Consider the following 25,046-nt stretch of genomic DNA (forward strand, 5'->3'; position numbering starts at 1 on the left):
CCCTGCGGTGGCGGGGGTCTTTTTTTCCGGCCCGCCCCCCCCGCCGGTTGGGTTGGTCGGGCGCGCCCCCACCGGGGGGGTGTAGCGGCTTTGCTTCGCTTTACGTCCCGCAACCCACCCCCTCCGGCCCGTCACCTCGCGTGGGGGGGGCGGCGGCTGTCCGTGGGGGAGGGGTGCGGTCTTCGCTCGTGGCGCGGGGCCCTTCGGTGGGTTTGCGCCAGGGGCTGACTTTGGCTAACGGGGCTTGCGCCAGGGCCACTTGGGGCCCTCGTTCGGGTCCTTGCCCTCCGGGGCGTACTCGTACTTCCAGCCGCTGGGCAGGCCCAGGCGGTTCACCCGGCCGGGGACGCGGCGGTAGACGTGGACCGTCGGGGGGCTGCCGTCGTCGTGCGGCACGGGGACCTCGTACGTCTTCGGCGGCTGACCGGTCGCGCCGACCAGGACGGGCAGTACCCGGCCGTCCAGCGGGCCGCCGACGAAGAGGGTGTTCTCGCTTCTCACGTCCTCAGTGTCACACCGCCGCCGCGCGGGCGCCGGTCACAGCAGATGGGTGGCGTCGCCCACGACGGGCAGGATGCGGCGGGCCAGGTCGCCCGCCGGGCCGTCGGCGGTCTCCAGCTTCAGTGCCGCCCGGGTCACCCGGGCGGTCTGCGGGTCCGTGGCCGCGGTGGCGGCCAGCAGCGCCACGAAGTGGTCGACCAGCCAGTCCCGCAGCTCGTCGAGGGCCGGTTGCTTGTCCTCGTCGAGCCAGATCAGCGAGGCGGCCTCGACGGCGGTGATCCACATGCGGACGGTCATCCGCAGCCGCAGGCTCGGCTCCGGCTCGCCCAGATGCCGCAGGATCTGGTCGGCGGCGGCGCGCCGTACCTCGTCCACGATCGCGGTCGTACGGGTCGTCTCCACGACGCTGCCGCCCTGCAGCAGCGCGCTGAACCCCGCGTCGTGCTCGTCGACGAAGGCCAGGTAGCGGTCGAGTGCGCGCGCGAGCCGGCGGGTGAGCGGCCCGGTCTCCGGCTCGGCGAAGCAGCGCTCCAGGATGTCGGCCGCGCTGCGCAGCGCGGCCTCGTACAACTGCTGCTTGCCGCCGGGGAAGTAGCGGTAGACCAGCGGCCGTGAGACGCCGGCGGCCAGGGCGACGTCGTCCAGGGAGACGTCCTCGGGGGCGCGCTGGGCGAACAGGTCCAGCGCGGCGGTGAGCAATTGGCTGCGGCGCTGCTCCACGCTCAGCCTGCGGTAGGCGGGTCGGGGTACTGCTGGGGCGGTGCCGCTGCCGTTCATGAACAGCAGCGTAACCGGCCCGGATGTCGGCTCGTACAGGTGCTCGGGGGATGCCGGGCGCATGGCCGTCCGCTTCAGGCCAGCAGGCCCGAGCTCCGCCACAACCGGCGGCCCACACCCCGCAGTACGCCGATCTCGTCCAGGAAGTCGGTCAGCCGCCGGGCGCCGGACTGCATCACCTCGCGGCGATGGCCACTGGCCCTGACCTGGGCGACGGCCTCGCGCCGGTCCAGGCCCACCTGGGTGTAGACGGCCGGGTTGACGAAGGCGACGGAGAAGACCCGGGCCGCCTCGCCGGAGCTGATGCGGGTCAACTCCCGCTCCCAGCGCGGCGCGGTGACCATCTGGCGGCGCAGCTCCTCACGGGCGTAGCGCACGTGCCGGGCCTCCTCGACGACATGGATGCGGGTCACCCCGCGCACGATCGTCTGCACCCGCTCGTCCGGGAACGTCAGCCGCTGCATCCAGTCCAGGATCTCCTCGCCGAGCAGGGTGCAGGCGAAGGAACCGGGGGTGGTGGAGACCGTCTTGAGGACGCGGGCGAGGTTGTGGTTGAGCCGGGAGACCGGGTACGCCGGCGCGCCGCCCTTCTGGATCATGCGCGCGAACATCTTGGAGTGCCGGCACTCGTCGGCTATCTCGGTGAGCGCGTAGCGGACGTGCGCGCTGGTCACCGGCTTGTCGTAGATGTGCCGGACCAGCAGCTGCATCAGGATGATCTCGAACCAGATGCCGAGCGAGGCGAGCGAGGCGGCCTCGTGGCGGGAGAGGTCCTGCTGCTGCTCCGGTGACATCTTCTTCCACAGCGGGGTGTCGTAGAGCGAGACCAGCTCCGGCGGCCAGAACCACTTGCCCTCTTCGAGGGGCGCGTCCCAGTCGAGTTCGGTGTCGGGGTCGAAGGAGTGCTTGGCGGAGGAGTCGAGCAACCGCTCGGCGACCTGTTCCCGGTCCTTGAGCAGACCGAGGGCGTCCCGCAGGACGTCGGTGTCCGTCACGGTCATCTCGGTGGGCGCGCTCGTCATGGCTGTGGCTACCTCGCTAGTGGGTTACCCGCGGTCAGAACTTATGAGACTGCTTGTCAGCAAGGACGTCAATCCCCCGTGCACGAGTTATTGACCCGTCGGTAAGAAACGTGTGAGCCTGCCAACGACCGCCCATGACAAGGCGTTTGGCGAGCCGAGGAGGCCTCCGTGTCGACCCGAGATCTCTACGTACAGGACCCAGGCGACTCCGTGTGGAAGGTGCCCGCGTCCGGTGCGGCACGCTTCAGCTGGGATTACGACGACGGGCGCGACCGGCTGCTGGCCCTCTACCAGAAGGGCAAGGACAAGCAGTGGGACGCCGCCTTGCGGATCGACTGGGACCTGGAGGTCGACCCCTACGACCCGCTCGGCACCCCGGACGATTCCATGTCCCTGTACGGCACGAAGTACTGGGACAAAATGACCGAGAAGGACCGCGGGGAACTGCGCCGTCACTACACCTCCTGGCAGTTCAGCCAGTTCCTCCACGGCGAGCAGGGCGCCATGGTCTGCGCGGCGCGGATCGTGGAATCCGTCCCGGACCTCGACGCGAAGTTCTACTCCGCCACCCAGACCATGGACGAGGCACGGCACGCCGAGATATACAGCCGCTTCCTCCGGGAGAAGGTCGGGATGCTCTACCCGATCAACGACAACCTCCAGGCGCTGCTCTCCGACACCCTCAAGGACTCCCGCTGGGACATGCCCTACCTCGGCATGCAGGTCCTGATCGAGGGCCTGGCGCTGGCCGCCTTCGGCATGATCCGCGACACCACCACCAAGCCCCTGCCCAAGCAGATCCTCGCCTACGTCATGCAGGACGAGGCGCGCCACGTCGCCTTCGGGCGGATGGCGCTGCGCGACTAGTACAAGCAACTCACCGACGCCGAACTGCGCGAACGCGAGGAGTTCGTCATCGAGGGCTGCTACTTGATGCGCGACCGGCTGCGCGGCCTGGAAGTCCTGGAGAACTTCGGCATACCGCACGACGAAGCCGCCGAATTCACCGAGAACTCCGAGTTCCTGCACCTCTTCCGCAAGCTGCTCTTCAGCCGGATCGTGCCCTGCGTGAAGGACATCGGCCTGTGGGGCGAACGTCTCCAGCGCGCCTATGTGGACATGGGCGTCTTCGAGATGGGCGACTCCAACCTCGACCTCCTCATGGCCGAGGACGAGGAACTCGCCGAGAAGCTCGACGCGGAGCGCTTCGCGGCCGAGGAGGAGGCCCGTACGGCGGAGGTCGCGGCGGCCATCGCGGACGGGGCGGCCGAAGGCTGAGGGCCGGGGCACGGCGCCGGGCGGCCGGGCGCCCGGGGGCAGTGGTCACGGCTCCGTAGGGACGCCGTCCTGCGGAGTGGGGGACGCCGGGCGATCCGGCCATGCCCCGTACCGGCCGGCTCGTGGCGCCTGGCACCGCTCGCGCCCGTCACGCCCCGGCCGGACCCGTCAGGGCCCGTCCGGAAGCCCCGCGTCCAGGAAGTCCAGCACCCGGCGGCCGAGTTCGCCGGCCCGGTCGTACGGCATGGAGTGGTGGGTGACGCCCGGCACGGTCGCCGGCCGCACGCCCGGCGTCCGTTCGGCCCGTGCGGCGACCCGGCGCAGGTCGTGCGCCCGGCTGTGCTCCGCCAGCAGCACCAGGGTCGGCGGCGCCCAGGCGCCGAGCCGGGCGAGGTCCGGGCGCGGCCCCGTGACCACCTTCGCGCCGCGGAACTCGGCGGCGCCCAGGCCCATCAGCCGCACCAGTTCCGGCGCGGGCGGCGCACCCCGCGTCTCCCACGCCAGGAACCGCCGGGTGCTCCGCTCGCCGGGCCGGGCGAACAGCGGCAGCGCCCGCAGCAGGTACGACGGCCGGTACCCGGCGAAGCACTGGGTCGGATCGAGCAGCATCAGCCGCGCCACCCTCCCCCGGGCTCGCCAGGAGCAGGGGGACGACCCCCGCCGAGGCCCCGGCGCTCCGGAGGGAGGCGCCACGGCGGCGTGCGCGGCGTAACCCAGCGCGAGCCAGCCGCCGTACGAATGCCCCAGCAGCGCGACCGACTCCAGACCGAGCCCGTCGAGCACACCGTGGAGCCAGGCGTACAGGTCCTCCGGCCGCCGCAGCGGACGTCCCGCGTGGACGCTGAGCCCCGGCGCGCCGATCTGGTCCACGGCGTAGACCCGGCGCGTCCGGGCGAGCACGGCGGCCTGGGCGTACCAGATGGCCGAGGTCGTGCCGCCGCCGTGCAGCAGGACCAGCGGCGGGGCGCCGGCCGGACCGCAGACGTTGACCCGGGTGGTGCCGAACTCCGAGGCCAGATCGATCCGTTCCACCAGAACCGGCCAGCGCGCCATGGCCCGCTCGTAGGCGTCGCGGAAGGCGGGGGAGGGGGCGTGCGCGGGAGCCTGCGGGGAGGGGGCTGCGGTCATGGGCACCTCCGGGACGGGGGGAAGCGGCGGAGCGAGGCGCTCGGCAATCGCCTCGCCGGGCAAGTATCTCGCTGAGCGAGGTAATAATCGGCGGGTCCGGGAAAGTTCCGGGACATCTCCGGGGAAGCGACGGCAGGATTCCGGGCAGGGCGCCGCGCGTCCGGGGCGCCCCCGAGGGGCGCCGGCAGGGCGCCGAGCGCCGGAACGGGCGGCATGAGCGCGGGCAAGAGCAGAGAGGCGACGGCGTATGGCGAAGCGGCAGGAACCGGGCGGAGCGGGTGCGCCGGGGGAAGCGGGGAGTCCGGGGGAGCCGGCGGGGATGGACCTGGTGCATCTGCTGCGCGAGGTGACCTTGCGGCTCGACCTCGCGGGAGCCCGGTTCGCCGGCCGCAACGGCCTGCACCCCACCGACCTGCGGGCCCTGATCTGTCTGCTCGACGCGGCCCGCGCCGGCACCGAATCGACCCCCGGACGGCTCGGCGAACGGCTGGGGCTGAACTCCGCCGGCACCACGGCCCTGATCGACCGCCTGGAGCGGCTCGGCCTGATCCGGCGGGTGCGCGACACCCGCGACCGGCGCCGGGTCCTGCTGGAGGCCGATGAGCGCGCGGTCGCCCTGGGCCGGTCGTTCTTCGGCCCGCTGATCGACCGCACCATCGACCTCCTCGCCACCTTCGAGCCCGGGGAACAGGCGGCGATCCGGCGGTTCCTGAGCGGGGTGCGGGACGCGGCGGGGGAGGACTAGGGGGCGTCGTCACCCTCCCGTCTCTCCCCCTGCGGCGCGCCCGGGGGCCCAGGGGCGCGAGATGGCCGGGGACCTACCGCCTGCCGGACCGGGCCAGCCACCGCCCCTCGTGCCGGGACACCTCGATCGGACGGCCGAAGCAGGCGGTCATCCGCTCACCGGTCAGCACCTCGTCCACCGGGCCGCGCGCCTGCACCCGGCCTTCGCGCAGCAGCAGGGCGTGGCCGACGGACGGGGACAGCTCCTCCAGGTGGTGGGTGACCGTCACGGTCGCCAACTCCGGCCTTCCCAGGGCCAGCCGGTGCAGGGCATCGATCAGGTCCTCCCGGGAGGGCAGGTCGAGCGCGTTGAACGGCTCGTCGAGCAGCAGCAGCCGGGGGTCGGCCATCAGCGCGCGGGCGATCAGGATCCTGGCCCGCTGGCCGCCCGAGCACACCCCGTACGGCCGCTGGGCCAGTTCCTTGCAGTCCAGCTCGGCGAGCAGCTCATGGGCGCGCTCACGGGTCGCCGCGTCGTAGGTGCGCCACAGCGGCTGCACGGTGCCGCTCGCGCCGGTCAGCACGACCGTGTGCCCCGTCGCGTCCTGCGGCACCTTCTGCGCGCCGGAGACCAGCCCGATGACGGCGCGCAGCTCGCGGACGTCCACCGAGCCGAGCCGGTGCCCGAGCACCTCGACGGTGCCGACGGTGGGGAACATCAGCGCCCCGACGAGACGCAGGACGGTGGTCTTGCCGGCGCCGTTCGCGCCGAGCAGCGCCCAGTGTTCACCGGACCGTACGCTCCAGTCGACGGCGTCGAGGATGACCTGGCCGGTGGCGTACCGGCGGACACCGACGCCTTCCAGGGCGGCGATCACACGGGCTGCTTCGGGGGCCGGCTGCGGCTGTGAAGGCGGCGAGGGGATCATCGCCGCAGGGTAGCTGTGTACGACACCTTTCTGCGGAGGTGTCCGATGTGCGGACCCCGGCGGGCCCCTGGGCGGGCGGAGGCGGGGACGACGGCGGCGGTGGCGGCGCGGTCACCGCCACCGGACGGACCGCCGGCCCGGCCACCGACGGCCCGCGGCCAGGCGGCCGCTACTGCCCGGACGCCTGTGAGGACCCGGACGCCCCTGAGGCCCCGGACGCCCCTGACCGCCCCGGCAGCCCCAACAGCTCCCGCACCCGCGCGTACTTGGCCGTGAGCCGCTCCCGCGTCGGCGCGTCCAGCACCGCCAGCCGCGCCGGATCGGCGTTGTGCGCCAGGTCGGACTCCTTGACCAGCAGCGCCCCGGGCGTGGCCAGAATGCGTGCGGTGTAGTCCTCGACCGGCTCGTCCGCCCGCTTGGTGACGGCCAGGATCATCGCCTTGGTCGCCTCGCTCAGCGCCGCGCCGGACAGCCACTCCCGGGTCAGCGCCTCGTCCTCGACGGCGTCGTGCAGCCAGGCCGCCGCGATCTGCTCGTCGCTGCCGCCCCGTTCGCGCACCCCCGCCGCGACCGCGGCCAGATGCTCGGCGTACGGGCGGCCCGCCTTGTCGGTCTGCCCGGAGTGTGCGCGCCGGGCCAGCGCCTCCACCTCGGCCAGGGACAGCAGCGGGGGCGGAGCAGGTTCCATGGACGGGATCGCATCAGCCATACGGCCATTGTGCAGCCCGTGCCCGGCCCGCCGCGAAGGGCTCAGCCCAGCGCCGCCGCCATCACCGCCCGGGCGATCGGTGCCGCGTTCCCGCCGCCGCTGATGTCCGCACGGTCGGCGGCCGCGTCCTCCACCACCACGGCCACGGCCACGGCCGGCTCGTAACTGTCCTTCGCCCGCGCCCAGGCGATGAACCAGGCGTACGGCGTGCCCTCGTTGCGCACCCCGTGCTGTGCGGTGCCGGTCTTGCCGCCGACCGTGACGCCCTTGATCGCGGCGGGCCGCCCGCTGCCGTGCTCGACGACGTCGACCATCATCTCCTGGAGCTGCTGGGCGGTGACCGGACCGGTCACCTGGCGCGTGGTGCGGCGCGGACCGCCCGCGACCACGACACCGCGGGCATCGGTCACCTCGTCGACCAGCGACGGCGACGTCAGCTGGCCCCCGTTGGCGACCGCCGCCGCGACCATCGCCATCTGGAGGGGCGTGGCGGCGGTGTCGTACTGGCCGATGGCGGAGAGCGCGACCTGCGAGGCGTCCATCCGCGTATCGAAGTTGCTCGGCGCCACCGGCGAGGGGATGCGCAGAAGGCGGTCGTTGAAGCCGAACCTCCGGGCGGTGTCGGCCATGGCGGACAGCCCGATCCGCGTGCCCAGCCGCGCGAAGACGGTGTTGCACGAGACCCGGAAGGCGTCCTTGAGCGGCGCGTCCTCGCACCCCTCCGCGGCATTGCCGAGCCGGGTGTCGGTGCCGGGCAGGGGGTAGGGGTCGGGCGAATCGGTGGGGGCGTCGATATCGGTGACCTTGCCGCTCTCCAGCGCGGCAGCCGCGGTGACGACCTTGAACGTGGAGCCGGGCGGATAGGTCTGGCGCAGCGCCCGGTTGAGCATCGGCTGCTGCTCGCCGCCGTTCAGCCGGCGCCAGGCCTCGCCGACCGCGGCGTCGTTGCCGGACAGCTCACCCGGGTCGTACGACGGCGTGCTGACCAGCGCCAGGACCCGCCCCGTACCCGGCTCGATCGCCGCCACCGCCCCCTTCTTGCCGCCCAGCCCCTCGAACGCGGCGCGCTGCATCCGGGGGTTGATGGTGGTGTGGACGCTGCCGCCCCGCCGGTGGGTGCGGGTCAGCCGGTCCCACCACGGGAAGGTGGCGAGCCGGTCGTCGGCGCCGGAGAGGATGCCGTCCTCGGCGCGCTCCAGCAGGGACGTCCCGTAGGTCTGCGACGCGTAGCCGGTGACCGGCGCATACAGCGGCCCCTCGGTGTAGGTGCGCTCGTAGCGCAGCCGTCCCCCGCTGTCCCGGGAACCGGTGACCGGCCGGCCGGCGACGAGCACGGCACCGCGCGGCTGGGCGTAACGGACGATCTGCCCGCGGCGGTTGGCCGGGCTGGCGCCGTAGTTCCCCGCCTCGTAGACCTGCACCCGCCCGGCGTTGACCAGCAGCGCCACGAGCAGGAGGAAGGAGAAGGCGGCGGTCAGCCGGATACAGCGGATCAACGGCCGGCCTCCGGGGAGGGGGCGTCATCGGCGGGAGCCGGCGGCGGCGCGGCCGGCTGCCCGCCAGGGGCCCGGGATGCCGCGCTCCGCCCCTGGAGCCGCCCCTGCTCCCGGGGCCCGCTCCGCCCCTGGGGCCGATCCCGCTCGTTACGGGTCCCGTGGTGAGGGGCCCCGCTCCGCTCCCGGGGCCGTCCCTGCTCCCCGGGCCCGCTCTCCGCCTCCGGCGCCCGGGGCGCGGACGGCTTCAGGAAACCGGTCACCCAGCTCCCGGCCCCGAGCCCCGCGCCCCGGCCGGGAAGATTCGCCGCACTGCTCCTGCCGCCGGGCGCGGCCCCGCTTCCCGCCGTGCGCGCCGCACCGCTCCCGGCCCCGTCCGGTGCGGGGTGCCCGCCGGCGCTCCCCGCCGTACCCGTCCGCCCGTCCCGGCCCGCCTCGCCGGCCCCCTCCGCACGCGGCATCCGCGCCCGGTTACTGATCCGCAGCAGCAGCGCGATGATGATCCAGTTCGTGACGACGGACGACCCGCCCTGCGCCAGGAACGGCATCGCCATCCCCGTCAGCGGAATCAGCCCCATCACCCCGCCCGCGATCACGAAGACCTGGATGGCGGGCAGCGCGGCGAGCCCCACGGCCAGCAGGCTGCCGAACGGGTCCCGCACGGCGACCGCGGCGCGGTAACCGCCCGCCACCAGCAGGGCGTACAGCAGGAACAGCGCCGTCAGCCCGGCCAGCCCCAGCTCCTCGCCGTACGTCGCCAGGATGAAGTCGGACTTCATGGCGAAGCCGATCAGATATGAGTGGCCCTGGCCCAGACCCGTGCCGAACATCCCGCCGGCGGCGAACGCGAACAGCGACTGGGCGAGCTGTCCGGGCCCCTTGCCCGCCGCGATACCGGCGAACGGATGCTGCCAGTCCTCGACCCGGGTGTGCACATGCGGCTCCAGCGTGCCGACGGCGGCCGCCCCGATGCCCGCCAGGACCAGCCCGATCGCGATCCAGCCGGTGCGCCCGGTGGCCACGTACAACAGGACGACGAAGATCCCGAAGAACAGCAGCGAGGTGCCCAGATCGCGTTCCAGCACCAGCACGGCGACGCTGAGCAGCCAGATCGTGACGATCGGCCCGAGCACCCGGCCGGTCGGCAGCCGCAGCCGCCACATCCGGCGCCCGGTGTGCGCCAGCGCGCCGCGGTTGGCCGCGAGGTACCCCGCGAAGAACACCGTGATCAGCACCTTGGCGAACTCGCCCGGCTGGATGGAAAATCCGGCGAAACGGATCCAGATCTTCGCGCCGTTGACGGCGGGGAAGAGAATCGGCGCCGCCATCAGCAGCAGCGCGAGCGCCGCACAGACATAGGCGTACCGCTGCAGCATGCGGTGGTCGCGCAGCAGCACCACCACCGCGGTGAACAGCGCGACCCCGACGGTCGACCACAGCAACTGGGTGGGCGCGGCGTGGTCGCCGGGCGTCTCCTGGTCGAGCCGGAAGATCAGCACCAGCCCGATCCCGTTGAGCAGCACCGCGGTGGGGAGCAGCAGCGGATCGGCGTACGGGGCGCGGAAGCGCACGGCGAGGTGCGCGAGCAGCGCGAGGGCGCCGAGCCCGGCGCCGTAGCGGAGCGCCCCGCCCGGCAGCGCATGCCACCTGGCCAGTCCCACGACGACATAGCCGCAGACGCTGATGACGACGGCGCCTACGAGGAGGGCCAGTTCGACACCGCGTCGCCGGGGCAGTGACGGCGGGGGTGGGGGAGAGTCCGCCGGGCGCGCGGCGGCCGCCGCCCTTGCCATTGCCGTCATGCCTGGCAACGTAGCAAGCGGCGGCCACTATTTCCGTTATGTCGGATACGACGTTCGGGGCGTCCGCCCGGCGCATACGACCCCAGAGCGGGGAACGCGTCATCCGGCGGGTCATCCGGCGTGGAGGCCGTACGGATTGCGGGTGCGGACGCGAAGCGGTTCCGGCGGGCCGTCGAGCGGCGGCGCGATGCGAAGCGCCGACGGCACGTGCAAGGCGGCACCATGCGCAACGCTTCCCGGCGTAGATCCATTATCGCCGCAACCACCCCTCCTCGTCACCGTTCTCCGGAACGATCTTCACGGCGCGGCAAGCCCCTAGCGTGGTGGGCCGAGATCGACGTAGCCAGACCATCGGCGACCCAGGGGGCGAGCGTGACGAACGACGACACCGCGGCATTGGCCGCGGAACTCATCCGCATGGCCGAGGAGGACCACGCGGCCTCACCCGGCGCGAACAGCGCGGACTTCGCGGAACAACTGGCCTGGCGCCGCCTCACCGCCCGCCACGGTGACCGGCTCCTCCAGATCATGGACGCACACGGCTGGCCCACGGCGGAACGGGTCGGCGACGAGGCCGCACGCGGCGCCTGGCTGATCGCCCAGCACGCCGACCGGCAGCTCGAGGTGCAGCGGCGTGCGCTGGGGCTCCTGGAACAGGCGGTGGCGGCGGGCGCAGCAAGCCCGCGCGAGCTGGCCTTCCTGCGCGACCGGACCCTGGTGAACGAGGGCCGCAAGCAGATCTGCGGCACCCAGATCGCCGGGATCGAGGAGGGCTCGCCCGTCCCGTGGCCGTGCGAGGACCCCGAGCGCATGGACGCCCTGCGGGCCGAGGCCGGCATCGAGCCCTTCGACGTGTACGTCGCCGCGTTCGCAAGGACCTGAGGGCCGCCCCAGGGTCCGCGCCGGAATCGGGCCGGGCCCCCGCCTGCGCGGAGGCCCGGCCCTGGCCCGCCCTACGGCGGGGCCCCGGACGGGGCCCCGCCGGCCTCAACACCAGCGGGGCTCCTCCCCGTCACGCACGATGTCCCGCCGCGAGGACCAGACGTACGAGGCGTCGGAGAGCTTGTACCAGACCGGGTTGCCCTCGATGCGCTCGGCCTTGACCCGGCAGACGATCCCCACCACGGACCCGTACTCCTTCGAACCGACCACGCGGTAGTGGGTGCTCGGACCGATGCGCAGCACCAGCCCGTCCTCGGCGACCACCCGGCCCTCGTACGCGGCCAGGTTGTCGCCCTCGCTGCCGTCGGAGGCCGTGGCGGGGCCGGCCGCGACGACCCCGGCCAGCACACCGGAAAGAGCACACAGAGCGAGCAAGCCGAACTTGCCGGACTTCGACTGCGGAAACATGCGCTTCCTCCTGCGAAGGGGAGAGTCCCAGGGGATTCCCTGCGGGGTGAGATGAGCGAAGCCGCCGGGCGTCACCGGACGGACGGTCCGGGCCTGCGCCCTTGCCGATGCGGGCGCGGTGTCGGCGCCCCGCCGGTACGGGCGCGGTCTGCCGCACCCTTCCGACGGCGAGTGTGACCGCTCGCTGTGCGGCTTCCCTCTGCCGCGCCGCTCTCTCGCACCGCACCGGGCCTGCCGCCTGCTTCGCTCCCTTCTCACGCTAGAGAGACACCGGAGAGTCCGCAACTCGTCACAACGGGTGACGGCGTGGCTCGCCTCGACGCCGGCCGCCTGCCTCCCCTCCCTTCCTCCCCGGGCCCCGTCAGCGCGCCCTCGATGTCGTGCCGCCACCCCCTCCACGCCTCCTCAACGCACCCCCGGCAAAGCCCTCTTGGCTCCCGACCGCCCAAGCCGCCGCGCGCATCGGCCACTTCCGCGATGCGAGGAGGTCATGGGCGGCGGCGGTCGCGTCCGGCGCAAGGTACGGGGAACGCCCGAGGGGAAACTTCGCTCTTCATGGTCGATGTACGGCATGGGGGGTGCCTAAGGGGAGAATCAGGGGCACCCCAGGGGCCGCTCAGGGGCGTTCCGGGTTGTTCCGTGAACGCGCCCAATGGCACTTTGTAAACTCGTCCAGACCGAAAAGAAGAAGAGGGCCGAGGCCGAGCTCGTCACGCCGATGCGGACGACCGAAGACATCGGTCGATGGCATGGACCTGTGCCATGACCACCGTATGCGAGGGGCTATGGCGTACGTCACACCCGTGCACGCCGAGTGGAGGTGCCGCGCTGTCCCGGCCGCCGTGGGCCGCGGAGCGCGCGTGACCGTCCCCCTCGACGAAAGGCAGTATTAGCGTCATGACGACTCTCCGTTCCCGGATCATCGCCTGGGCCGGCCGTTTGTATCTGGCGAGAACACAGAAGAAGGGCTTCGACCTGTCTCGAATGTCTTTCTTGCCCGAGTCCGTCCTGATGCCCTTGCGGCGCGAGGGGCTCAACCCTGTGGGCGAGCTGGCCGCCGTCCGGGAGCGGGAGCCCATCAGCAGGCTTCCCGTACCGATAGCCGCCAACGTCTGGCTCGTCACCGGCTACGACGAGGTCAAGGCGGTACTGGGAAAGGCGAATTCCTTCAGTTCGGACTTCACCAACCTCGTCGGCAAGGCCGGCGCCGGTGCCGAACAGAATCCCGGCGGACTCGGATTCGCCGACCCGCCGGTACACACCCGCCTCCGCCGTCTCCTGACGCCCGAATTCACCATGCGCCGCCTCGGCCGGCTCACCCCGCGCATCCACGAGATCGTCGAAGAGCGCCTCGACGCCATGGAAAAGGCGGGGAAGAACGGCGACCCGGTCGACATCGTCCACGCTTTCGCCCTCCCCATCCCCTCCCTCGTCATTTGCGAACTCCTCGGCGTCCCCTATGAGGACCGTGCCGACTTCGAACGCCTCAGCGCCGCCCGCTTCGACCTTTTCAGCGGCGCCAATGCCTCCTTCGGCGCCATATCCGAATCCCTTTCCTACTTCCGGGACATCGTCAAGAAGCAGCGTGAAAATCCGGGCGACGGCCTGCTCGGCATGATTGTGAAGGAACACGGCGACTCGGTCAGCGACGAAGAGCTGGCGGGCCTCGCCGACGGCGTCCTCACCGGCGGCTTCGAAACCACCGCCAGCATGCTGGCCCTCGGCGCACTGGTCCTCCTGCAGGACCCCAAGCACTTCGCGGCCCTCCATGACGGCGATGACGTCGTGGACCGCTATGTCGAGGAACTCCTCCGCTATTTGACCGTCGTGCAGGTCGCTTTCCCGCGCTTCGCCCGCGAGGACCTGGAAATCGGTGGCGTCCAGATCGCCTCCGGAGATGTGGTGCTGTGCTCCCTGAGCGGTGCGGACCGGGACGGCAAACTGGGCCCGGAAATGGAACAGTTCGACCCCACCCGCAACGTCCCCTCCCACCTGGCCTTCGGCTACGGAATCCACCGCTGCGTGGGCGCCGAACTGGCCCGCATGGAACTCCGCGCCGCCTACCCCGCCTTGGTGCGCCGCTTCCCGAACATGCGCCTCGCCGCCAATCCGGAGGACCTCGAATTCCGCAAGCTCTCCATCGTCTACGGAATCGAGTCGTTGCCGGTCCGCCTGAACGGCTGACCCCCACCCCGGCTCCGCGATTCCTCTGACCGGGCATGTGGCCAATGGGCCGGGTGCCCGGTCTTCTGCTGCCGCGCCCCGCCGGCTCACGCGCACCCGGAGGGGGACGTACGGCAATGCGCGCACGTCGCCCCCGGCGACCGCTGCGCGGGGCGCGCACGCCTCCGTGCCCGTCCGCCTCGGCCCCGTCCGGGACACCACCCTGATGAACACCGGGCGTCCCCCGGGGGCTGACCCGCAACACAGGAATGCCCACAGCCTTGCTGGCGGAAATGCTCACCCATGCTACGGTGACGCCCCGATACTCAGGGGCGGAGTGGGGCAATGGACGTCAGGCTCGGTGCGGAAGCGAGCATGAAGGTGTCGCTCCTGGCGCGCGCATGGGGAGTGGACCCGGAAGGGGTCGTGCTCCGACTGCTGGAGCACTTCGAGGGAGCGGACGCACCGGCCCCGGCCGGGCCGACGTCGGGCCTTGTGGCGGTGCACGCCCTCTACTCCGGACACAAGGTGCCCGGGGAGTACGACCCCGAGTCGCAGAGCCTGGTGATCCTCTCGGGCCCCGCCCAGGGCCGCTACAAGTCGCCGAGCGGCGCCGCGACCGCGGTCCTGCAGGCGTACAACCCGGAGGTCGCCCCCCACCGGAACGGCTGGTCGTTCTGGGTCGTGGAAGCCACCGGGGCCCGGCTCCAGTCGCTGCGTCGCACGCGCTCCACCGTAGACGAATCCGAGGAAACAGAGAAAAATGAGCACGGGGACTGAGCCTCGCGACGAGGGCGGGGCCCAAGGGGCCGGCCGGCGCGGGCCGGAGGACGCCGGATCACCTCTGATCACGCAGCACGCCGGATCACCTCTGATCACGCAGCACGCCGCCGTCGTCTTCCTCGTCGCCGTGATCATCGGCCTGTCCGTCGGCGGGCTGACGGCGGCCTCGGGCAAACCCTGGCCCCTGGCGGCGATCGCGGGCCTCACCGCTGCCGGCGTCAGCATGCAGCCCGCACACCGCCTCATCGGCTGACGCTGCGGGGCCCGGCGCCCCCCCACTCGCCTGCTCGCCCGGGCGGGCGGCGCCGGACCAAGAGAATCAAGCCGGACCAAGAGAAACAAAGAGAAGAAGAACGAGAAAGAGCGGGACCCCATAAGACGTGGGTCCCGCTCTCTTCTGCAGGCATCCGCTCCGGTCACCCACCCCATGAGGTAAGTGCTTCGGCGAGTGCCCCCGGCAGGATTCGAACCTGCGCACACGGCTCCGGAGGCCGTTGCTCTATCCCCTGAGCTACGGGGGCGTTGCCGCCTGTGTTCTTGCGGCGACGGGTAGAACCCTACCAGCTCTGATGGGGTGTTCATGAACAGGTTTCGCGGGCGGCGGGGGAGGCGCCGGGAAAGGGAGCGGGAGCTTCTAGCGCATCGTCGCGGAGTGGCGATGGTGGTCGGGGAAAGGTCCCTCGCACGGGGGCGGAAGTGGGGAAAACCGGGACGCAGTCTCGGGCGGGGTCCTAGTCTCATGGTGTGCCTGGCTTGTCCGGTCGGATCCTTGTTGTCGACGACAACAAGGTGATCCGGCAGTTGATCAGGGTCAACCTCGAGCTGGAGGGCTTCGAGGTCGTGACCGCGGCTGATGGTGCCGAATGTCTGGATGTCGTGCACCACGTGAGACCTGATGTCGTGACCCTTGATGTCGTGATGCCGCGGCTCAACGGTCTGCACACCGCGGCGCGGTTGCGTTCCGATCCGCGGACGTGGGACATCCCGATCGCCATCGTCAGCGCATGTACGCAGGCCGAGGTGGACAACGGCGAGTCCGTCGGAGTGGACGCCTTTCTGGCGAAGCCGTTCGAGCCGGCGGAGCTGGTGCGGACCGTGGGGATGCTGGTGCGCGAGAGGCGCCAGCGGGAACGTGGGCCCGGAGCCGGGGCCGAGGACGAGGACGGGGAGAGCGACGGGGGAGTGGCGGGGCACGGCGCCTCGTCCGGCGGTGGGGTCGCGGCGTCCGGTGGGGTCGGCATGGTGGACGCGGGCGGGGAGTAGGCAGGGCGGGAACGGACCCGGCCGAGCGCCTCGTGATGCGCAGGATGCTGCCGGTGCCCGGCGGACGCCGTAGCCGGCCTGGTTCCTCGTGCGGGGTGTCCGCCGGCGGGTGGAGTGTCCACAGGGCGAAACCGGGTCGCATGGGTACCCCTGGTCTCCCATACGCTTGTCCTGTGACCCCCGCTGAGCTCTCCCGTACCGTCCTGCGCTCCGTGCGTGGCGCGGTGGAGGAGCAGGAGCTCTCCGTGCCCGTGCCGGCGCGGATCGTGGTCGAGCCGCCGCCGCGGCCCGGGTGCGGGGACTACGCCTCCAATGTCGCGCTGCAGCTCGCGGGGCCGGCGGGGCGGCCCGCCCGGGAGGTCGCCGAGATCCTGCGGAAGCGGCTGGCCGGGAGCGCCGGGATCGCCCGGGTCGAGATCGCCGGGCCGGGTTTTTTGAACTTCACCCTCGGGGACGGGGCGCTGGTCGCGCTCGTCCGGGAGGTGCTGGCGCGGGGCGCGGAGTACGGGGCGTCGAACGCCGGGCGCAGCCCCGGAGCCGCGGGCGCGGTGGCCGGTTCCGTATCGGAGGGCGCCCGGGACGCCGTTGTCGCCGAGGTGCTGGCGCGGATCGACGCGGTCGCCGGGATCTGTGGACGGGAGGCCGGCGGGCACCCCGCTCTCGCGCCCGCTCCGTACGATCTCGCCACCCTCACCGCACGCCTGGGCTCCGACGAAGCGCGCTGGGTGCTGTTGCGCCCTGCCCCCCATGATCAGGTGCGGGTGCCCGAGCGGCCCGTGCAGCGGGAGAGCAATCCGCGGTTCCAGGTGCAGTACGCGCACGCGAGGGTGCGGGCACTGCTGCGGAACGCGGGTGAGCTGGGGCTGGTGAGCGAGCCGGGGGACGTGGGGCTGTCGTCGACGGCAGGGGCCGGAGCCTCGTCTTCCACGGGTCTCGCACCGGAACCGTCGCCACGGCGCGACGCAACCGACCCGGCCTCCCTCCAGGGCCTCCAGACTCTCCGGACCCTGCTCGCCACCTACCCCTCCGTCATCGAAGTCGCCGCGCGGCTGCGGGCGCCGGACCGTGTGGTGCGGCATCTGGAAGCGACGGCGGAGGCGTTCTTCCGGTGGCACGACGTCTGCCCGCCGCTGCCCGTCGGGGAGCAGAAACCCTTGGCCGTGCACCGTGCCCGGCTGGCCCTCGCCGAGGCCGCCGGGACGGTGCTCGCCAACGGCCTGCGCCTGCTCGGCATCTCCGCTCCCGAACACCTCTGAACGATTTTGAGGGGATCTCCCAGTCATGAGTCGCTCCGCGCACCCCGCAGGGCCCCGGCACGCCGACGTGTTGCCCGAGGGGCACTACGCCGGACCGCCCGCCGACCTCAACGGCCTCGACCCGCAGGTCTGGTCCCGTACGGTCTCCCGCAACGCCGACGGCCAGGTCACCGTCGGCGGACTCGACGTCACCACGCTCGCCGAGGAGTTCGGCACCCCGGCGTACTTCCTCGACGAAGAGGACTTCCGGTCCCGCTGCCGGGCCTGGAAGGACGCCTTCGGCCCGGAGGCCGATGTGTTCTACGCCGGGAAGGCGTTCCTGTCCCGGGCCATCGTGCGGTGGCTCAACGAAGAGGGACTGAATCTCGACGTCTGCTCCGCGGGCGAGCTGGCCACGGCGCTGGCGGCGGGCATGCCCGCCGAGCGGATCGCGCTGCACGGCAACAACAAGAGCACCGAGGAGATCACCCGGGCCGTGGAGGCGGGGGTCGGCCGGATCGTGCTCGACTCGTTCCAGGAGATCGTGCGGGTCGCGCATGTCGCGGAGCGGCTGGGCAAGCGCCAGCGGGTGCAGATCCGGGTCACGGTCGGTGTCGAGGCGCACACCCACGAGTTCATCGCGACCGCGCACGAGGACCAGAAGTTCGGCATCGCGCTGGCGGACGGGCTGGCCGCTGAGGCGGTGCGCCGTGCGCTGAAGCTGGACGGGCTGGAACTCATCGGGATCCACAGCCACATCGGGTCGCAGATCTTCGACATGGCGGGATTCGAGGTGTCGGCCCGCCGGGTGGTGCAGCTGCTGACCGAGGTGCGCGACGAGCACGGGATCGAGCTGCCCGAGATCGACCTGGGCGGCGGGCTCGGCATCGCGTACACCTCCGACGACGACCCCCGTGAGCCGCACGAGATCGCGCGGGCGCTGGGCGACATCGTGCGCAAGGAGTGCGCGGCGGCGGGGCTGAGCGTGCCGCGGCTGTCGGTCGAGCCGGGACGCGCGATCGTGGGGCCCACCGCCTTCACGCTGTACGAGGTCGGTACGGTCAAGGAGCTGGAGGGCCTGCGGACGTACGTGTCCGTGGACGGCGGGATGTCGGACAACATCCGCACGGCGCTCTACGACGCGGAGTACAGCGTCGCCCTGGTGTCGCGCACCTCCGAGGCCGCGCCGATGCTCTCGCGCGTGGTCGGCAAGCACTGCGAGAGCGGCGACATCGTCGTACGCGATGCCTTCCTGCCGGCCGATGTGGCGCCGGGGGACCTGCTCGCGGTGCCGGCCACCGGCGCGTACTGCCGTTCCATGGCCAGCAACTACAACCACTCGCTGCGGCCGCCCGTCGTGGCGGTGAAGGACGGTGCGGCCAGGGTGATCGTCCGGCGTGAGACGGAGGAAGATCTCCTGCGGTTGGATGTCGGGTAGGCCCGGATCGCCGGGTCCCGGACCCGGATGAAATAAATGTCTCGGCATCCGGACGATGCGCGGAAAGTGCCGTCCGGTGCGTGAGACTTGTGCATGAGCAAGCTGGAATCCGCTGAGCGATGAGAAGCAGAGGTCGAATGATGCGTACGCGTCCGCTGAAGGTGGCGCTCCTGGGCTGTGGTGTTGTCGGCTCAGAGGTGACGCGCATCATGACGACGCACGCCGACGACCTCGCCGCCCGCATCGGTGCGCCCGTGGAGCTCGCCGGGATCGCCGTCCGACGCCCCGACAAGGTGCGCGAGGGCGTCCCGGCCGAGCTGGTCACCACCGATGCGACCGCGCTCGTCAAACGGGGCGACATCGACGTCGTGATCGAGGTCATCGGCGGAATCGAGCCGGCCCGCACCCTGATCACCACCGCTTTCGAGCACGGCGCGAGCGTGGTCTCCGCCAACAAGGCGCTGGTCGCCGCGGACGGTGCGGCGCTGCACGCGGCGGCCGAGACCAATGGCGCCGACCTCTACTACGAGGCCGCCGTCGCGGGCGCGATCCCGCTGGTACGGCCGCTGCGCGAGTCCCTGGCCGGCGACAAGGTCAACCGGGTGCTCGGCATCGTCAACGGCACCACCAACTTCATCCTCGACAAGATGGACTCCACGGGGGCCGGCTACAGCGAGGCGCTGGACGAGGCGACCGCGCTCGGCTACGCCGAGGCCGACCCGACCGCCGACGTCGAGGGCTTCGACGCCGCCGCCAAGGCCGCGATCCTGGCCGGTATCGCCTTCCACACCCGCGTGACCATCGACGATGTGCACCGCGAGGGCCTCACCGAGGTCACCGCGGCCGACATCGCCTCCGCCAAGCGGATGGGGTGCACGGTCAAGCTGCTGGCCATCTGCGAGCGGGCCGCGGACGGCGCGTCGGTGACCGCGCGGGTGCACCCCGCGATGATTCCGCTGACGCATCCGCTCGCCTCCGTCCGCGAGGCCTACAACGCGGTCTTCGTCGAGGCCGAGGCGGCGGGCCAGCTGATGTTCTACGGTCCGGGAGCGGGCGGCTCGCCGACCGCCTCCGCGGTCCTCGGCGATCTCGTCGCGGTCTGCCGCAACAAGCTCTCCGGTGCCACCGGCCCGGGGGAGTCCGCCTACACACGGCTGCCCGTCAGCCCCATGGGCGCGGTCGTCACGCGCTACCACATCAGCCTTGATGTGGCCGACAAGCCCGGCGTGCTCGCGCAGGTCGCGAACATCTTCGCCGATCACGGCGTATCGATCGATACGGTCCGTCAGCAGGGCAAGGACGGCGAGGCATCCCTCGTCATCGTCACCCACCGAGCGGCGGACGCGGCCCTGTCGTCGACCGTCGGGGCACTGCGCGAGCTGGACACCGTGCGCGGTGTCGCCAGCATCATGCGGGTCGAAGGGGAGTAAAGGAACCCATGTCTGCCAATTCCACCGCTAGCCGTCAGTGGCGCGGAATCATCGAGGAATACCGTGACCGGCTGCCGGTCGGTGACACGACCGAGGTCGTCACGCTCCGGGAGGGCGGCACCCCCCTCGTACCGGCCCAGGTGCTCTCCGAGCGCACCGGCTGCGAGGTGCACCTCAAGGTCGAGGGCGCCAACCCCACCGGGTCCTTCAAGGACCGGGGCATGACGATGGCCATCACCCGTGCCAAGGAGGAGGGCGCCAAGGCGGTCATCTGCGCCTCCACCGGCAACACCTCCGCCTCGGCCGCCGCCTACGCGGTGCGGGCCGGGATGGTCTGCGCGGTGCTCGTCCCGCAGGGCAAGATCGCGCTCGGCAAGATGGGCCAGGCCCTGGTCCACGGCGCGAAGATCCTCCAGGTCGACGGGAATTTCGACGACTGTCTGACGCTGGCCCGGCGCCTGTCCGACAACTACCCCGTCGCACTTGTGAACTCCGTCAACCCGGTGCGCATCGAGGGCCAGAAGACCGCGGCCTTCGAGATCGTCGACATGCTCGGCGACGCCCCCGACATTCATGTGCTGCCCGTCGGCAACGCCGGCAACATCACGGCGTACTGGAGGGGCTACCGGGAGTACGCGGCGGACGGCATCGCCTCGCACACCCCGCGCATGTGGGGTTTCCAGGCCGCCGGCAGTGCGCCGCTCGTGCGCGGTGAGGTCGTCAAGGACCCGCAGACCATCGCCACCGCCATCCGCATCGGCAACCCCGCCTCGTGGTCGTACGCGGAGCAGGCGCGGGACGAGTCCGGCGGCCTCATCGACTCGGTGACCGACCGTCAAATCCTCTCCGCCTACCGCCTGTTGGCCGCGCAGGAGGGCGTCTTCGTGGAGCCCGCGTCGGCCGCGTCCGTCGCCGGTCTGCTCAAGGCCGCCGAGGAGGGCGCGGTCGACCCCGGCCAGCGCATCGTCTGCACGGTGACCGGGAACGGCCTCAAGGACCCGGACTGGGCGGTGGCCGGGGCGCCGCAGCCGATCACGGTCCCGATCGACGCGGACGCCGCGGCCGAGCGCCTCGGCCTCGTCTAGGCGGTCCGGCGCCCCCTCCCGCGGGGCGCAGCCGTACGGGCGGACCCGCGCGTACGGCACCCGGCGAGGGGCGGCGGCCGTCCCTTTGCCCTGTGCAGCAAAGTGTGCAAAGGCTGCAAAGTCCGGGGAAGGCAGCGTCGGGGCACAGGAAGGCGCGCGACACGCATCGTGCGCCTCCTGTGCGCCCTATGTCGCGACAGAACCTTCCTTCGATAGGCTGGCAGCAACTCCCCTCCCCACGGCATAACGCAGTGGCGTTCAGGGCAGGTCAGAACAGACCCCACGAGCCGGCCGGGCACCTCGGTGCCGCGGCGCTCTGTGGGGCAGTACCGCAGCATCAATCAAGGAGAGTCATCGAGCGATGGCCGGTCCCGCGTTCCGCGCCGCCGCCGTCCGGGTGCGCACCCCCGCTACCAGCGCCAATCTCGGTCCCGGCTTCGATGCCCTGGGTCTTTCCCTGGGCCTGTACGACGATGTCGTGGTGCGCGTCGCCGACTCCGGCCTGCACATCGACATCGCAGGTGAGGGCGCCGACTCCCTGCCGCGCGACGAGAGTCACCTGCTCGTCCGGTCGATGCGCACCGCCTTCGAGCTGCTCGGCGGACAGCCGCGCGGGCTGGAAATCGTCTGCGCCAACCGCATTCCGCACGGCCGCGGCCTGGGGTCCTCCTCCGCCGCCATCTGCGCGGGCATCGTCGCCGCCCGCGCGGTGACGATAGGCGGTGAGCAAAAGCTCGACGACACCGCGCTGCTGGAGCTGGCCACCGAGATCGAGGGCCACCCCGACAACGTCGCCGCGTGTCTGCTGGGGGGCTTCACGCTCGCCTGGATGGACACCGGCACCGCCCGCGCGATCCGGATGGATCCCGCCGATTCCATCGTTCCGGTGGTCTTCGTCCCCGGAAAGCCGGTGCTGACCGAGACCGCCCGCGGACTGCTGCCGCGCACCGTCCCCCATGTGGACGCCGCGGCCAACGCCGGCCGCGCCGCACTGCTCGTCGAGGCCCTGACCAGGCGCCCCGAGCTGCTGCTCGCCGCGACCGAGGACCGACTCCACCAGGAATACCGTGCTCCCGCGATGCCGGAGAGCGTGGCCCTGGTGAACCGACTGCGCGCGGACGGCGTCCCCGCAGTCGTGTCCGGTGCGGGCCCGACGGTGCTCGCGCTGGTCGAGGACGCGGCGGCCGAGAAGGTCGCGGCGCTGGCGGGAGAGGGGTGGGCGGCCAACCGGCTGACCCTCGACGCGGCGGGCGCCTGCGTCCTGCCGCTCGCCGGGTGATCACGCGGGTGATCGACGATTGCCGGTCTTGGAGAGGGGGAATGTTTGTTGGACCCGGTAGTGTTAACCTCAAGTCAGTACTCGACGCCTGAGCGGCGCGGTGCTTCGTGTCCCCCATAGGGACCACTTTCTTCCGGGAGCCTCCCAAACTGCTTGGAGCCATGGCCTGAGCAGACGTGAGCACGCTCCGGAATCGGCGTGACGGCATGGCCAGTCTGCATCTCTTCACGTCGGAGCCATGAACTGATTCTCTCCGCCACTTCCGGCGGGACCACCGCCCCGGCCCGGTCCACGAGACCAAGGACCCAGCCGGACAGCACAACCGGTCGCCGAGCCAGACAGGCCGACGCCCGCTCCAGGGAAGGACCCTTCGTGAGCGACACCACCGATCTGATGGGCGCGCGCACCGATGGCAGTGCCACCGCGCCCGCCACGGACGCTCCCGCCGCTCCTGCTACCACGCGGCGCCGCCGTTCCGGCACCGGCCTTGACGGCATGGTCCTGGCGGAGCTGCAGCAGGTCGCCTCCGGCCTCGGTATCAAGGGCACCGCGCGGATGCGCAAGAGCCAGCTGATCGAGGTCATCAAGGAGAAGCAGGCCGGCGGCTCGGGCTCGGCGGCCAAGGCCGATGCGTCCGCCGACGCCGAGACCAAGCCGAAGCGCCGCACCACCTCCAAGGCCCGTACCGGCGAGGACGGCGCGGAGCAGGCCGCCGGCAAGGCCGCCAAGTCCGACAAGGGCGAGAAGGCCGCGGACAAGTCCGGCGCCCAGCAGCAGATCGACATCCCCGGTCAGCCGGTCAGCGACGAGCAGCCGGCCGGCGAGCGCCGCCGGCGCCGCGCCACCGCCGCCGCGGGCAGCCCCGAGGGCGCCTCGGGCGACCTCAAGACCGACACCAAGGTCGAGGCCAGGACCGAGACCCGGACGGACGCCAAGACCGACACCGCGGTGGCGCCGCAGGAGTCCGGCGAGGGCCGTCCGGGCAAGGGCGAGCGCCAGGAGCGCGGCGACCGCCAGGACCGCGGCCAGAAGGGCGACCGCGGCGAGCGCGGCCAGCGCCAGCGCGACCGCGGCGACCGCCGCAAGGGCGACGCCGGTGACGGCGGCGGCCAGGGCGGTCAGGGCGGCCAGCGCCAGCGCGACCGCCGCAACGATGACGACGACGACTTCGAGGGCGGCCGCCGGGGCCGTCGCGGCCGCTACCGCGACCGCCGGGGCCGCCGCGGGGGCCGCGAGGACTTCGGCAACGAGCCGCAGGTGTCCGAGGACGACGTCCTGATCCCCGTCGCGGGCATCCTCGACATCCTCGACAACTACGCGTTCATCCGGACCTCCGGCTACCTGCCCGGGCCCAACGACGTGTACGTCTCGCTCGCCCAGGTCCGCAAGAACGGCCTGCGCAAGGGCGACCACGTCACCGGCGCGGTCCGCCAGCCCAAGGACGGCGAGCGGCGCGAGAAGTTCAACGCGCTGGTCCGCCTCGACACGGTCAACAGCGTGGCGCCCGAACAGGGCCGCGGGCGGCCGGAGTTCGGGAAGCTGACGCCCCTTTACCCGCAGGAGCGTCTGCGCCTGGAGGGTGAGTCGGGCGGTCTGACGACCCGGATCATCGACCTGGTCACGCCGATCGGCAAGGGCCAGCGCGGTCTGATCGTGGCCCCGCCGAAGACCGGCAAGACCATGATCATGCAGGCGATCGCCAACTCGATCACCCGCAACAACCCCGAGTGCCACCTGATGGTCGTCCTCGTCGACGAGCGTCCGGAAGAGGTCACCGACATGCAGCGGTCGGTGAAGGGCGAGGTCATCTCCTCGACCTTCGACCGCCCTGCCGAGGACCACACCACCGTCGCCGAGCTGGCCATCGAGCGCGCCAAGCGCCTGGTCGAGCTGGGGCACGACGTGGTCGTCCTGCTGGACTCCATCACCCGTCTGGGTCGTGCGTACAACCTCGCCGCCCCGGCTTCGGGCCGCATCCTGTCCGGTGGTGTCGACTCGACCGCGCTCTACCCGCCGAAGCGGTTCTTCGGTGCCGCGCGCAACATCGAGGACGGCGGCTCGCTGACCATCCTGGCCACCGCGCTGGTCGAGACCGGCTCGCGGATGGACGAGGTGATCTTCGAGGAGTTCAAGGGCACCGGCAACCTGGAGCTCAAGCTCGACCGCAAGCTCTCGGACAAGCGGATCTTCCCGGCGGTGGACGTGGACGCGTCCAGCACCCGTAAGGAAGAGATCCTCATGGGCAGCGACGAGCTGGCCGTGGTCTGGAAGCTGCGCCGGGTGCTGCACGCCCTGGACCAGCAGCAGGCCATCGAGCTGCTGCTGGACAAGATGAAGCAGACGAAGTCCAACGCGGAGTTCCTGCTGCAGATCCAGAAGACGACGCCGACCGCGGGCAACGGCAACGACTGACGCCCCTCGGGCGCGTCCGGCGCCGCACCGCACAGCCCCCCTCGCCCCTGTGGGCGAGGGGGGCTGTGCGCTGTCCGGCCGGCAATGGGGCGGGGAGGGAACACCGCCGTGCAGACCCGACTGCCTCCGTGGGCACCTACACCTGCCCGGCTTGAGACGTTCCGCACAGATCCGTGCAAGCCGCATGGTTCCAGCCATGCCGGGAAAAGGGTCGAAAGCCCAGGTGGGGAGGACGAAGGTCCCGGA

At 71.8% G+C, this 25,046-nt stretch carries 20 protein-coding genes, 1 tRNA gene and 2 pseudogenes; 13 read left to right on the forward strand and 10 right to left on the reverse strand.

Going from position 1 to position 25,046, the window contains the following annotated elements:
- Positions 1-234: 234 nt before the first annotated feature.
- From AB0411_RS25075 to AB0411_RS25085, 3 genes are all read right to left on the reverse strand, one after another.
- Positions 235-501: a hypothetical protein gene (locus AB0411_RS25075; RefSeq protein WP_366419529.1), complete on the reverse strand. Its 267-nt coding sequence runs from the start codon at positions 499-501 to the stop codon at positions 235-237.
- 36 nt (positions 502-537) lie between these two features.
- The gene (locus AB0411_RS25080; protein WP_366419530.1) at positions 538-1,278 is read right to left on the reverse strand and encodes a TetR/AcrR family transcriptional regulator; all 741 of its coding nucleotides are present in this window, start codon (positions 1,276-1,278) and stop codon (positions 538-540) included.
- Positions 1,279-1,352: 74 nt separating this feature from the next.
- A complete protein-coding gene (locus AB0411_RS25085; protein WP_366419531.1) occupies positions 1,353-2,300 on the reverse strand; it encodes an AurF N-oxygenase family protein in 948 nt (315 codons plus the stop codon).
- Positions 2,301-2,468: 168 nt separating this feature from the next.
- Between AB0411_RS25085 and AB0411_RS25090 the strand changes: the two are divergent.
- A pseudogene (locus tag AB0411_RS25090) lies at positions 2,469-3,578 on the forward strand (ferritin-like domain-containing protein).
- Between the two features lie 168 nt (positions 3,579-3,746).
- Here AB0411_RS25090 and AB0411_RS25095 read toward each other — a convergent pair.
- Entirely contained in the window at positions 3,747-4,706 is a 960-nt protein-coding gene (locus AB0411_RS25095) for an alpha/beta fold hydrolase (RefSeq protein ID WP_366419532.1), read from the reverse strand.
- Positions 4,707-5,025: 319 nt separating this feature from the next.
- On the opposite strand from AB0411_RS25095, the gene AB0411_RS25100 reads away from it, so the two are divergent.
- Positions 5,026-5,451 carry a MarR family winged helix-turn-helix transcriptional regulator gene (locus AB0411_RS25100; protein WP_366419533.1) on the forward strand — a complete coding sequence of 142 codons (426 nt, stop codon included), beginning with the start codon at positions 5,026-5,028 and terminating at the stop codon, positions 5,449-5,451.
- A 73-nt stretch (positions 5,452-5,524) separates the two neighbouring features.
- On the opposite strand, the gene AB0411_RS25105 is transcribed toward AB0411_RS25100, so the two are convergent.
- From AB0411_RS25105 to AB0411_RS25120, 4 genes and pseudogenes are all read right to left on the reverse strand, one after another.
- Entirely contained in the window at positions 5,525-6,358 is an 834-nt protein-coding gene (locus AB0411_RS25105) for an ABC transporter ATP-binding protein (protein WP_366419534.1), read from the reverse strand.
- Between the two features lie 169 nt (positions 6,359-6,527).
- Positions 6,528-7,067 (reverse strand): HD domain-containing protein, encoded by a 540-nt coding sequence (locus AB0411_RS25110; RefSeq protein ID WP_366419535.1) that lies wholly within the window; start codon positions 7,065-7,067, stop codon positions 6,528-6,530.
- A gap of 41 nt (positions 7,068-7,108) precedes the next feature.
- Complete coding sequence (locus AB0411_RS25115; RefSeq protein ID WP_366419536.1) at positions 7,109-8,563, reverse strand: penicillin-binding transpeptidase domain-containing protein; 1,455 nt, start codon at positions 8,561-8,563, stop codon at positions 7,109-7,111.
- A gap of 443 nt (positions 8,564-9,006) precedes the next feature.
- Positions 9,007-10,353 (reverse strand): annotated as a pseudogene (locus AB0411_RS25120) (FtsW/RodA/SpoVE family cell cycle protein); the annotation flags it as partial.
- Positions 10,354-10,779: 426 nt separating this feature from the next.
- Here AB0411_RS25120 and AB0411_RS25125 point away from each other — a divergent pair.
- Positions 10,780-11,244: a DUF6624 domain-containing protein gene (locus AB0411_RS25125; protein ID WP_366419635.1), complete on the forward strand. Its 465-nt coding sequence runs from the start codon at positions 10,780-10,782 to the stop codon at positions 11,242-11,244.
- A gap of 105 nt (positions 11,245-11,349) precedes the next feature.
- Here the strand turns inward: AB0411_RS25125 and AB0411_RS25130 are convergent, their stop codons facing one another.
- Complete coding sequence (locus AB0411_RS25130; RefSeq protein ID WP_366419537.1) at positions 11,350-11,712, reverse strand: hypothetical protein; 363 nt, start codon at positions 11,710-11,712, stop codon at positions 11,350-11,352.
- Between the two features lie 897 nt (positions 11,713-12,609).
- Between AB0411_RS25130 and AB0411_RS25135 the strand changes: the two genes are divergently transcribed.
- The 3 genes from AB0411_RS25135 (at position 12,610) to AB0411_RS25145 (ending at position 14,911) form a co-directional block, all read left to right on the forward strand.
- Positions 12,610-13,896, forward strand: coding sequence for a cytochrome P450 (locus AB0411_RS25135; RefSeq protein ID WP_366419538.1), 1,287 nt, complete (start codon positions 12,610-12,612; stop codon positions 13,894-13,896).
- Between the two features lie 324 nt (positions 13,897-14,220).
- Positions 14,221-14,655 (forward strand): hypothetical protein, encoded by a 435-nt coding sequence (locus tag AB0411_RS25140; RefSeq protein ID WP_366419539.1) that lies wholly within the window; start codon positions 14,221-14,223, stop codon positions 14,653-14,655.
- The gene (locus AB0411_RS25145; protein WP_366419540.1) at positions 14,639-14,911 is read left to right on the forward strand and encodes a hypothetical protein; all 273 of its coding nucleotides are present in this window, start codon (positions 14,639-14,641) and stop codon (positions 14,909-14,911) included. Before AB0411_RS25140 ends, AB0411_RS25145 begins: the two co-directional genes overlap by 17 nt.
- A 196-nt stretch (positions 14,912-15,107) precedes the next feature.
- Here AB0411_RS25145 and AB0411_RS25150 read toward each other — a convergent pair.
- Positions 15,108-15,179, reverse strand: a tRNA-Arg gene (locus tag AB0411_RS25150).
- Between the two features lie 232 nt (positions 15,180-15,411).
- On the opposite strand from AB0411_RS25150, the gene AB0411_RS25155 reads away from it, so the two are divergent.
- From AB0411_RS25155 to rho, 7 genes are all read left to right on the forward strand, one after another.
- Positions 15,412-15,921, forward strand: a complete 510-nt coding sequence (locus tag AB0411_RS25155) for a response regulator (RefSeq protein WP_366419541.1) — start codon at positions 15,412-15,414, stop codon at positions 15,919-15,921.
- A gap of 173 nt (positions 15,922-16,094) precedes the next feature.
- Entirely contained in the window at positions 16,095-17,177 is a 1,083-nt protein-coding gene (gene nrtL / locus AB0411_RS25160; RefSeq protein WP_366419542.1) for an ArgS-related anticodon-binding protein NrtL, read from the forward strand.
- A 25-nt stretch (positions 17,178-17,202) separates the two neighbouring features.
- Positions 17,203-18,594 (forward strand): diaminopimelate decarboxylase, encoded by a 1,392-nt coding sequence (gene lysA, locus AB0411_RS25165; RefSeq protein ID WP_366419543.1) that lies wholly within the window; start codon positions 17,203-17,205, stop codon positions 18,592-18,594.
- Positions 18,595-18,731: 137 nt separating this feature from the next.
- Complete coding sequence (locus tag AB0411_RS25170) at positions 18,732-20,024, forward strand: homoserine dehydrogenase (RefSeq protein WP_086716396.1); 1,293 nt, start codon at positions 18,732-18,734, stop codon at positions 20,022-20,024.
- An 8-nt stretch (positions 20,025-20,032) separates the two neighbouring features.
- Entirely contained in the window at positions 20,033-21,109 is a 1,077-nt protein-coding gene (gene thrC, locus AB0411_RS25175) for a threonine synthase (protein ID WP_366419544.1), read from the forward strand.
- A gap of 361 nt (positions 21,110-21,470) precedes the next feature.
- Positions 21,471-22,388 carry a homoserine kinase gene (thrB, locus tag AB0411_RS25180; RefSeq protein WP_086716398.1) on the forward strand — a complete coding sequence of 306 codons (918 nt, stop codon included), beginning with the start codon at positions 21,471-21,473 and terminating at the stop codon, positions 22,386-22,388.
- Positions 22,389-22,760: 372 nt separating this feature from the next.
- Positions 22,761-24,800, forward strand: a complete 2,040-nt coding sequence (rho, locus tag AB0411_RS25185) for a transcription termination factor Rho (protein ID WP_366419545.1) — start codon at positions 22,761-22,763, stop codon at positions 24,798-24,800.
- Positions 24,801-25,046: the final 246 nt, after the last annotated feature.

The sequence above is a fragment of the Streptomyces angustmyceticus genome (assembly GCF_040701845.1).
In the GTDB taxonomy this organism is placed as follows: Bacteria; Actinomycetota; Actinomycetes; order Streptomycetales; family Streptomycetaceae; genus Streptomyces; species Streptomyces angustmyceticus_A.

What these genes read in the sequence shown, in the direction of transcription:
- AB0411_RS25170 (WP_086716396.1), top strand. Translation starts at nt 18,732, where the DNA reads ATGATGCGTACGCGTCCGCTGAAGGTGGCGCTCCTGGGCTGTGGTGTT.
- AB0411_RS25145 (WP_366419540.1), top strand. Translation starts at nt 14,639, where the DNA reads ATGAGCACGGGGACTGAGCCTCGCGACGAGGGCGGGGCCCAAGGGGCC.
- AB0411_RS25135 (WP_366419538.1), top strand. Translation starts at nt 12,610, where the DNA reads ATGACGACTCTCCGTTCCCGGATCATCGCCTGGGCCGGCCGTTTGTAT.
- AB0411_RS25130 (WP_366419537.1), bottom strand. Translation starts at nt 11,712, where the DNA reads ATGTTTCCGCAGTCGAAGTCCGGCAAGTTCGGCTTGCTCGCTCTGTGT.
- AB0411_RS25140 (WP_366419539.1), top strand. Translation starts at nt 14,221, where the DNA reads ATGGACGTCAGGCTCGGTGCGGAAGCGAGCATGAAGGTGTCGCTCCTG.
- AB0411_RS25105 (WP_366419534.1), bottom strand. Translation starts at nt 6,358, where the DNA reads ATGATCCCCTCGCCGCCTTCACAGCCGCAGCCGGCCCCCGAAGCAGCC.
- AB0411_RS25100 (WP_366419533.1), top strand. Translation starts at nt 5,026, where the DNA reads ATGGACCTGGTGCATCTGCTGCGCGAGGTGACCTTGCGGCTCGACCTC.
- thrC (WP_366419544.1), top strand. Translation starts at nt 20,033, where the DNA reads ATGTCTGCCAATTCCACCGCTAGCCGTCAGTGGCGCGGAATCATCGAG.
- AB0411_RS25085 (WP_366419531.1), bottom strand. Translation starts at nt 2,300, where the DNA reads ATGACGAGCGCGCCCACCGAGATGACCGTGACGGACACCGACGTCCTG.
- thrB (WP_086716398.1), top strand. Translation starts at nt 21,471, where the DNA reads ATGGCCGGTCCCGCGTTCCGCGCCGCCGCCGTCCGGGTGCGCACCCCC.
- AB0411_RS25095 (WP_366419532.1), bottom strand. Translation starts at nt 4,706, where the DNA reads ATGACCGCAGCCCCCTCCCCGCAGGCTCCCGCGCACGCCCCCTCCCCC.
- AB0411_RS25080 (WP_366419530.1), bottom strand. Translation starts at nt 1,278, where the DNA reads ATGAACGGCAGCGGCACCGCCCCAGCAGTACCCCGACCCGCCTACCGC.
- AB0411_RS25110 (WP_366419535.1), bottom strand. Translation starts at nt 7,067, where the DNA reads ATGGCTGATGCGATCCCGTCCATGGAACCTGCTCCGCCCCCGCTGCTG.
- lysA (WP_366419543.1), top strand. Translation starts at nt 17,203, where the DNA reads ATGAGTCGCTCCGCGCACCCCGCAGGGCCCCGGCACGCCGACGTGTTG.
- AB0411_RS25125 (WP_366419635.1), top strand. Translation starts at nt 10,780, where the DNA reads ATGGCCGAGGAGGACCACGCGGCCTCACCCGGCGCGAACAGCGCGGAC.